The following is a 7,942-nucleotide window of genomic DNA, read 5'->3' as shown; positions in this document are numbered from 1 at the left end:
CACCGTCGCCAGCGCATCGGTTTTCAGCGTAGCCGACATCCAGAGCGAATGCGCCGGGGCATAGGTGCCGAATCCCGACTCGGCAGACCGAAAAGCCTGCAACTGAGCGGTCGTGGGCAGTCCCGCCCCCATGAGCTGGACCTCGTCCATCACCCAGAGGCAGTCGTTATTCAGCAGGGCAAACGGGACGGGCCAGCGATAGCGGCTCATTCCGTAGCCGCGGTTCAGCGCCCGGGATAGCAACATGTCCTGGGTGCCGATAAGGATCGCGTCCCGCTCCGGGTAGGAGTCCCAGTCCTCTGGCTCCTCGCCGCCCATGAGCAGGCTGACCGCGATCCGGGACCCGCCGCCCGCGGCGGGGCGGCTGTCGCCCGGCTTTTCCGCCCATAGATCTAAGTTCTTGAGCCATTGCTTGGCGTTGCGGTACGTCTGCTCGACCAGCACCCGCATCGGTAGGCAGTAGATCAACCGGCGCGGTGTCCGAGTCCGTATCGAGTCCGCGGCGAAACGCCGGCGCCAGACCCAGGCCAGGACCGCCGCTGCGGTCTTGCCGGCACCTGTCGGAGCGTCCAGGAGAGACGGAAAGGGTTCCGAGGAAGCCAGGCGCCACTGATACGGGAAATGCTCATGCCCCGTTGCATCCTTGAAAAACGCCCTGAATCCGGTCTCATCCGGCGTGTAGTTCGGCCTCTCTGACACCGCTCGACCCCCCGCCTCATCCGTTTCCTAGGGGTCAACCCCTTTTCAGGGATTGTAACAGGCACGCCCTGAAACCACGGTCAACCTTTTGCAAAACCCTACCTCCCGCATGGTTTCGCCACAGCCGACCGGGCTGCACGGTTCTCGGCCTGCTCTTACCGTGCTGCACAGGTGTCGCCAGTACGGCGTCATTTGGAGCCTGACTCGGTGCCCTTTTTAGTTCGCCGTCGAGACCAAGGATCTTGCCGGCTCTCCGTGGAATGCTACGGCCAGCCGGGGGCAAGGGTCGAGTATTGGCGCGCCCAGGCGCCCCCAGCGCAAGACCGACGGGCTATAATGTCGTAGCGACGGGAGGAGAGATCGTCGATGGCGTTTGTGATCGCCGAACCCTGCATCGACACCAAGGACACCGCGTGCGTCGAGGTCTGTCCGGTCGACTGCATCCACCCCGGCAAGTCCGAGGGACAGTACGCCGAGGTGCAGCAGCTCTACATCAACCCGGACGAGTGCATCGACTGCGGCGCCTGCGAGCCGGCCTGCCCTGTCGAGGCCATCTTCCCCGAGGACGAAGTGCCCGACAAGTGGAAGTCCTTCACCGAGAAGAACGCGGACTGGTACAAGCTCTCGGCCGAAGAGTTCGAGGCCAAGTGGGGCTCACCGGGCCGCAAGGAGTGATCTTCAGGGCTTTAACCTGAAGGCGTCGTCTGCCTCCCGGAAGCGCCCCGAAGCGTCAACAGGCGGCATCGGCCAGCGAGGAGCATCCGGGAGGCAGCATGGTTTTCTGCTCTCATGAAGCCCCGCCGGCGAGATGAGCCAGGTGTCGTGAACCGGCGCGAGCCGTTGGGTCACTGGTTCACCGGTAACATGCGTGGCTGAACGCTCCACGGGCCATGCCATTTTACCCGCCCAGTTCCCCTGCGTTGGCCAGCACGACGGCCGCGGTCTTCAGCGACAGCCACGTCAGCAGGGCACCCAACACCGCGAGCACGGCCGCCCCGATGGCCAGCGCCCAGCCGAAGCTGCCGCCGAGGCGCATCACCGCAAACCCGGCACCCCCGGCCGCGAGCACCAGCCCGATGGCTACGAGGACGCTCCACAGGCTGTTGATGTTGCCCTTCATGGCCTGCTGCGGGTGGTCCCACCGGGTGTTGGGGCGCAGCAGGTCGATCCAGAGCCCTCCGGCCAGTGCCGGCCAGCAGCCGAGAAGCCCGCCAGCCGCCCCCAGCGCGAGCGCCCCGAGCGGTGGCTGGAAGACCCACCACCCCGCCACCGTCACCAGCACGACCGACAGGGCTGCAAAGGGCGCCGCAACGAGAAGGCGCGCCACAACCTGCTGCGCCGGCCCGGCCGGCAGGGCGGCCATCAGCTCAAAGCCGCCACCCTCCCGGGAGACCGACGTCGAGGCCACCTGCCCCGCTCCCGCCATGAAGATGGAGATGCCCGCGATGCCTGCCGCCAGCCACTCCGGGCGCAGCAGGGACGGGAGCGGCCCCAGTTCAGCAGGCGACAGCACCGCCATCATGAGGAGGAGCAGCGGCGGCACCAGGGTGTTCATCACCGCCGGCAGCATGAAAGCCGGCGTCCGCCACAGGAGCTTCCACTCCCGCGCCGCCAGCGCCCCCACTGCGGTCCGCGCGCGGCCGCCCAGCGTTCCCCTCAAGGCGGCCTCCGCGCAACGGGCCGCTGCGGCACGGCGTCGCCGCACCGGCTCCTCCAGCCCCGCCTGGACCCCGTAAAGGTACCAGCGCTGCGCCGCCCAGAACGCTGGCACCATGACCACGAGCGAGAAGAGCGTGAACGCCCCAAGCCGGCCCAGCCGGGCCAGAACTGTCCCCGAAACGACACCCGCTGCACCGGCTACCAGGGCGCCGGGGCCGGCCATCCCGGGGCCGAGCGCCTCCGCCGCGCTCGGGCCCATCAGCGCCTCGACCGCCCAGCGAGCCGGCGGGTAGAGGCGCGTCCACTGGAGCACCGCGGCATTGGGCCGGGCGAGAAGATCCGCCACCTGCGCCGGATCCGACAGGTGCGGCATGAACTTCAAATTGACGTACTGGTAGCCCAGCGCCACGGCCAGCCCGAAGAGCCCGCCCAGGATGTACAGAGCGTCCCGATAACGGCTGACCGCTGCGGTGCGACCAACGCCGACGGCGACCAGGGTGGCCACCGCAAGGGGAGCCGCCGGCATGGCCAGCGTCAGCCACACCCCGGAGAGCCAGTAGGTCCAGTCGGCGCTCAGCCTCACCGGCGCTTCGAACAGGGATGCTGCGCCCTGCAGCGTCGCCGGATCGGGCGGCCGGGAGGCCGCCGCAGCCAGTGCCGGCGGGACGAAAAGGAGCGACAGCAGCAGTACGTCGGCATACAGCGTCGTGAACCTGACCGCCATGATTTCGCCGGGCCGCAGCGGCAGGGGCATCAGCCTCGGCACGTCCTTCGAGAAGAACAGCGCGGAGATGGCAAACGCCGTGCCCGCGATCAGCACCAGAAGCTGCGTTGCCACGAGCATCAAAAGCGGGATGGCATACGGCTGGCCCGCCAGCACCATGGCAAAGTGGAAGAACCGCAGGAAGTAGAAGGCCGAGACTTCCCATGTCCCGAGTCCGAACACGACGAGGGCGCCCACCGCCAACCGCCCGATGGGGCTGCGCACCCCGGACATCGACCGGGTGAGGCTTCCCCTCAACGAGAAGTGTCCTGCCAGCGTCACCGCCAGCGCCGCCATCCACGGGGGCCGCCTGCGTTCGAGCCGCCGCCGGGCCCGCCCCGGCATCGCCACCACGGAGCCGGCGTTGACCGCTTCCACGTCGCTCATCTCCGGCCCCGCCCTTCCGGCGCGCCCTCGGCGCCGTTCACCGGGAGCCGGGCCTGGGTGACCTCCAGGAAGATCTGCTCCAGCGTTTCGTGGCCACGGGAGTGAAGCGCCCGCATCTCGTCCAGGGTGCCGCTCGCGACGAGCCGCCCCTTGTGGATGATGCCGACCCGGTCGCAGAGGCGTTCGGCGACGTCGAGGATGTGGGTGGAAAAGAACACGGCGCCGCCGAGCCGGGTGTGCTCTCGCAGCAGTTCCTTCATGACGTAGGCAGAACGCGGGTCGAGGCCCACCAGCGGTTCATCCAGCACCAGAAGCGCCGGCCGGACCATGAGCGCCCCCACCAGGGCCAGCTTCTGGCGCATGCCGTGGGAGTAGCTGGCGATGGGATCCTCGATGGCCTCGACCAGATCCAGCGCCTCGACGAGCGGCCATGCCCGATCGGCGCGTTCGGCGGGCGGGATCTGGTAGACGTCGGCCAGAAATGACAGGTACTCGAGACCCCGCAGGCGGGGCCAGAGTTCGGGGGTGTCCGGCACGTAGCCGATGCGCCGCCGCACATCCGGCGTGGATGGCACGGCGGGCTGCCCGTCCACCGTCACCGTCCCCTCGTCGGGGCGAAGAATGCCCACGATTACCTTGATGGTGGTGGTCTTCCCCGCGCCGTTGGGGCCGAGAAACCCGTAGATCTCCCCGCGGCCCACGCGCAGGTCCAGGTGATCGACGGCACGGACGTTTGCCCGAGCGTACGTTTTCACGAGCCCGGAGATGGTCAGCATACCGTCGTCGGCATGCAGGCGCCCGGCGGCCGGCGTCGGCACAGGAGAGCCCCCCTTCGTCATGGATATTCTGCCTGGCCTACCGGACGCCCTCCCCCGCCGCCGCTTCCCGGCGCTTCCGGCCGCTGCCTCCTGCAGCGCGTCGGGCGGGCGCCTCAAGAGCGGGGTAGCCCTAGAGGCGGTCAGGCACGACCCAGAGGCAGCCGCGGCTTCGGCGCACCACCACGCCCAGCGCCTGGAGGCGGGCCAGTCCCCTGTTGACCGACTCGCGGGTGGCGCTCACCATCTCCGCCAGCTCTTGCTGGGTGATCCGCACCTTCCGGACGCTGCCCGGCTCACCTCGTGACGACGCCTGCGCGGCCAACCGGCGCAGCACGGGCGCCAGGCGTTCGGCCACCCGCCCGGAGGTCTCCTCGAGCTGGCGGTCGGCGTCCGCCAGCCGCCGGGCGAGGAGTTGTACAATGCCAAGCGCTGCGCCGGGTTCAGATGCGAGCAGCCTCAGGAGAACGTGCCCGTCGAGGCGCCACAGCCGGCTGGGGTCCACGGCCTGAACCGACGCCGACCGCGGCAGGTGGCCCAGAACCGCCATCTCCCCCAGAACCTCACCGGCCCGCAGGTACGCCAGAGTCCGTTCCTTACCGCCGGGGGATGTGCGGAAGACCCGGAGCCGGCCGCTTTCGACGACAAAGACCGAATCGCCGCGGTCTCCCTGCACGAAGAGAATCTGGCCCGGCTGCAGCTGGACCGGGCGCATCGTGGCGGAAAGCTCGCGCAGGGCCGCAACCGGGAGAGCACCGAGCACCGGGGAACGGCCCAGCGCGCCCAGGGGAGAACTTGCCACTCCGCTCGCGGGCATCACGCCGGTCCCCCCTCGCCAGCGCTCAACAGGGCAGCATGGGAGTCCGGGCCTGCCGGCGATGGCGACCGGTCTGCGTCGCCTGGATCGTGTTGCTCGTCGTGGCCGTCGAACGAGCCGCCGTCGTCGATCGAGCCACCGTCATCGAACGAGCCCCCGTCGTCGACCGAGCCGCCGCCCTCCTCGCCGCTGCCCGCGTCGCCGTACGCGCCGTACTCGCTACCCGAGCCGTCACCGCCCTGGTCCTCATCGCCCCCTGACGAGGATTCAGCGGTGCCCGAGCCGCCCGCCTCGCCACCGTCGTCCCCGTTGACTTCGCCGGGCTCCCCTTCCTCGGCGGCCTTGCCGGACCTCGCCCGGGCCTCCAGCTCCCGCAGCCAGGCAACGAGCCCCGAACGCTGCGAGTCTTCTGCCGCCAGCGCCTGCTCGAGGAGTTTGGCCCTCAGCCCGTCGTCCTCCAGAAGGTCATCCTCAAAGGCGCCCTTGAGGCGTTCGAGCCAGGCCAGGCGCTGCGCGTCGGATAGGCGAACCAGTTCGTCCGCGTCTTCCGGCTCGTCCCAGTCCTTCGGAGCGCCACCCTCCGACTCCCGCATGAACTCCTCAAGCCTGCGCCCATCCTCCCCGGCGGCTTCCCCCGCCGACACCATCCAACGCGTCCGGGCGCTCCTGAGTTCCACCACGCCTTCCTTCACGTAAAGGCGGGTTTCGCCTCGCGGCCCGACCTGCAGGCGGAACACCGTCCCTCTGACCCCTGCCACGGCCGTCGGCGTCGTCACCTCGAACCGCCACAGCCGGCTCAGCCCGGACACCACCTGCGCCCAGATACTGCCGGCCCGCAGCAGGGCCGCCCGGTATCCCGGAAGGTCCCCCCGCACCGCTGCCACCTGCGCCAGGCTGCGGTAGCCGCCGCCAACCTGCAGGAGGGTGTCCCCCTCGACCAGAATGCGGGCTGCCTCGTCCAGATAGACCAGCTCGGCGAAGCTCGCGCTCCCTGTGCGGACCCAGTCCCCGGGGGCGAGTCCCACCCCGGCCTGAAGCATCCGCCACACCGGATCGCCGTCGGGCCGCCACCTCACATCGCCATGCACACGCACGGCCCTGACGGCCGCCGGCCGGGCGGCCGCCGAACCTGCGGCTCCCCCTCGCGCGCCCCCTTCGTCCGGCGCGACGACCACGGCTGTCATCGCCAGTGCGACGAGAAACGGCGAGAGGCGGGAGAGGCATGTCTCCCGCCTTCGAGCCAGCGGCCCGTGCTTTTGCCGCTGGCTTTGACTGCCGGCCTCGCTTTTGGCCCGGTCTGGCCTCCCGGGGCAGGGGCGGTCGGCAGCAGCACCGGGGCCGGGGCGGGCCGGGCGCCACCCCTCAGCGGTCGCGGCCGCCCTCGCGGCCACTGTCGCGGTCATGATCGTCACCATCGTCGCCCTGATTCTCGGCCGAGTCCTCGTGGTCGTCGCCGTCATCGGCGTTTTGGATGGTTTCGTTGTCACTATCGCTGGCGCTGTTGTCGTCGCTGCTCTCGATGCTCTCGTCGTGGCTGTCGTCGTCGGACCCGCTCTGGCTCGGCTGCGACCCGATGGTCTGGCCGGTGCGCTCCTCGTGACGCTCCTTCAGTTCGGTCTGGGTCTTGTCCCCGTCCTGAGACTGCTCGTGCATCTCCTCCTCGCCGTCGTCGACCCCGCCGAGATCCTCATCGGCATCGTCGTCCCCGCTTCTTGACCGCCGCTCGATCTCAAGCCGCGTCCGGACCTGCTCCGCCACCTGCGCGCCCATCAGTTCGACGGCTCTCGGCGCCTCCACCACCGCGGCTCCCTGGTCAGAAGGCGCCTGCGATTGCAACTGCTGAGCGAGCTGCCGCTGTTCCTCGAGCGGGATCCTCCTCAGCACCTGGAACAGGGTCTCCAGGTAGCCCTCGCCGCCGCCAACGAGGCGCAGCGTGGCGCCGGGCTGAGGCGTCTCCGTCCAGTAGAACCCCGTCTGGGGGTTCCACTCGATAAACCCGGATGCCTGCGCCGGTGCGCCGGCCAGCACGGCAACCGCCAGCGCCCCCACCACGACTCCAAGTGCCCAAGCTCGGCTCGGTCTCATGAGGCCTCCCCCTTCCAGGCGTTCCCTCGGTTCCCATTGTCGGCCCCTGGGGGAGAGGCGTTCCATGACACCTTTCACACAACGCGCAAATCCCGATCGGAAAGGGCCGAGGGCCGCACACGAAAGGCTTCGACACGGTCGCGCCGGCCGCGGATGGCAACCGGTTCGGGCCCCACCACCTCGGCCGGCCCGGGAAAGAGCCCGCCGGCCGCCTGCAGTGCCTGCCGTGTCACGAGAATCTCGCCGGGCGCCGCTTCGGTCTGGAGCCGGCTGCAAACGTTGACCGCGTCGCCGATTGCGGTGTAGTCCATCCGCTGCGGGGTGCCGATGTTGCCCAGGACCGCCTCTCCCGAGTGCACACCCGCCCGCACATCGAGCACCGGCAGGCCCCGGGCACGGCGGGCGCGGTTGAGCGCCTCCACCCGGCGCCACATCTCCCGCGCGCACACAAGGGCCTTACGGGCGTGGTTGGGGTCGCCCAGCGGGGCGCCGAAGATGGCCATCACACCGTCGCCCAGGTACTTGTCCAGCGTCCCCCCCGCCTCCAGCACGGGGCCGGCCAGGGCTTCGAGGTAGGCGTTGAGTGTCTCCAGCACAGCCTCCGGAGGCTGCTGCTCTGCCAGCGCCGTGAATGCGCACAGGTCGGCCATGAGGACGGTGACATCCCGCCGCTGGCCTCCGGGATGAGGCACCGCCGGGGCCTTCAGAAGTTCGTCG

General features: G+C 69.7%; 8 protein-coding genes. 1 reads left to right on the top strand and 7 read right to left on the bottom strand.

Annotation, left to right across the window (positions count from 1 at the left end; translation table 11 throughout):
* Positions 1 to 699 (bottom strand): DEAD/DEAH box helicase (locus AB1609_11360; GenBank protein ID MEW6047062.1); only part of this gene is annotated, 699 nt, incomplete at its 3' end.
* Positions 700 to 1,065: 366 nt separating this feature from the next.
* Here AB1609_11360 and AB1609_11355 point away from each other — a divergent pair.
* Positions 1,066 to 1,374 carry a ferredoxin family protein gene (locus AB1609_11355; GenBank protein MEW6047061.1) on the top strand — a complete coding sequence of 103 codons (309 nt, stop codon included), beginning with the start codon at positions 1,066 to 1,068 and terminating at the stop codon, positions 1,372 to 1,374.
* Positions 1,375 to 1,597: 223 nt separating this feature from the next.
* Here the strand turns inward: AB1609_11355 and AB1609_11350 are convergent, their stop codons facing one another.
* The 6 genes from AB1609_11350 to AB1609_11325 form a co-directional block, all read right to left on the bottom strand.
* Entirely contained in the window at positions 1,598 to 3,508 is a 1,911-nt protein-coding gene (locus AB1609_11350) for a hypothetical protein (protein MEW6047060.1), read from the bottom strand.
* Positions 3,505 to 4,326: an ABC transporter ATP-binding protein gene (locus AB1609_11345; protein MEW6047059.1), complete on the bottom strand. Its 822-nt coding sequence runs from the start codon at positions 4,324 to 4,326 to the stop codon at positions 3,505 to 3,507. Before AB1609_11345 ends, AB1609_11350 begins: the two co-directional genes overlap by 4 nt.
* A 130-nt stretch (positions 4,327 to 4,456) precedes the next feature.
* Positions 4,457 to 5,140, bottom strand: coding sequence for a Crp/Fnr family transcriptional regulator (locus tag AB1609_11340; protein ID MEW6047058.1), 684 nt, complete (start codon positions 5,138 to 5,140; stop codon positions 4,457 to 4,459).
* Positions 5,140 to 6,543 (bottom strand): FecR family protein, encoded by a 1,404-nt coding sequence (locus AB1609_11335; GenBank protein MEW6047057.1) that lies wholly within the window; start codon positions 6,541 to 6,543, stop codon positions 5,140 to 5,142. The genes AB1609_11340 and AB1609_11335 overlap by 1 nt, the downstream gene beginning before the upstream one ends.
* Entirely contained in the window at positions 6,503 to 7,225 is a 723-nt protein-coding gene (locus tag AB1609_11330; GenBank protein ID MEW6047056.1) for a hypothetical protein, read from the bottom strand. Before AB1609_11330 ends, AB1609_11335 begins: the two co-directional genes overlap by 41 nt.
* A 74-nt stretch (positions 7,226 to 7,299) precedes the next feature.
* Positions 7,300 to 7,942, bottom strand: a 643-nt coding sequence (locus AB1609_11325; protein ID MEW6047055.1) for an adenylate/guanylate cyclase domain-containing protein, incomplete at its 5' end; no start/stop codon positions are given.

The sequence above is a fragment of the Bacillota bacterium genome (assembly GCA_040754675.1).
Classification (GTDB): Bacteria; Bacillota; Limnochordia; order Limnochordales; family Geochordaceae; genus Geochorda.
Note: the sequence above shows the minus strand (reverse complement) of the source record. Positions and strands in the feature narration are given on the sequence as shown.